A 977-nucleotide genomic window follows, 5' to 3' on the forward strand; every position below is an offset into this window, starting at 1 on the left:
CCCGGTTGAGCCTCGAACCCTAAATGACTTATATCACGAGTTACTTTACTTATTGCCCGTGATAAATTTTAAATTTCAATGGTTTGATATCATTCATTTGCCATTCGTTATAAATAATATTTTTATCAATTACCTTGTTGATAATAGTAATGCCACAATCGCCACCACCAGCACCTGAAGTTTTAGAAGCGCCACCGTGCTTTTCACCGACATCACATAATTTTTTTAGCTTATCTGTTTCAATTTCAACTGATGCTTCGTTATCCATAGATTGAATAATACGTCTGTTTATACGTATCATCTTTTGAACACCTTTGATATTATTAGTTTTAAAAGCTTGGATTAAACTTTCTACACAAGCATGAGATTGATCTAAAAAATCACCATAAAAACTTGGATCTGATTTTAAACGTTTGACCTCACTCACTAAGTGTGGAGAAGAAGCTGGAGACCCAGTCCATCCAATAAGGACTTCCATATTTTCGGGAGCTTGTAAAGGTTCGATATGTAAGCCTGGCCAATTTTTTTCCAAAACATCATTCACCGATGTTTCTTCCATTTGCTGTTTCACCCAGTCATGGTCAAACGTACTATATGCAAGCCAACCACTGTAGACACTAACCGCAATATCGCCACATGAACTTAAACTTTGTAATTTCATATTTGCAATTACAGCTAATTTATAAATATAAAGGTTTGATAATTCCAAACCATAGAATTCATTCAAAGCTTTAACAACAGATACTAAAACAGCGGCGCTTGAACCTAATCCGTACTTCTGACCAGAGTTATCTGCTAAGTTACTATCAATGGTTAAATGAAAGTGCTTTAAATTCATATTGCAACTGCGCACATACTGTTCAAACACTTCTATAGCTGTCACAACATATTTCAGTTGCTTAGCAGCTTGAACATCTGAGATTTCAATTCTATCTTCATTACGGTCAAATTTAACTGGTTCATAATGTAATGTTTTG

At 34.9% G+C, this 977-nt stretch carries 1 protein-coding gene; it reads right to left on the reverse strand.

The annotated features are described in order from the left end of the window. Positions 1-49: 49 nt before the first annotated feature. On the reverse strand, positions 50-977 hold a 928-nt coding region (locus IE142_RS39635; RefSeq protein ID WP_191889409.1), incomplete at its 5' end, for a phosphomevalonate kinase.

It is taken from the genome of Streptomyces mutabilis (assembly GCF_014649815.1).
Classification (GTDB): domain Bacteria; phylum Actinomycetota; class Actinomycetes; order Streptomycetales; family Streptomycetaceae; genus Streptomyces; species Streptomyces mutabilis.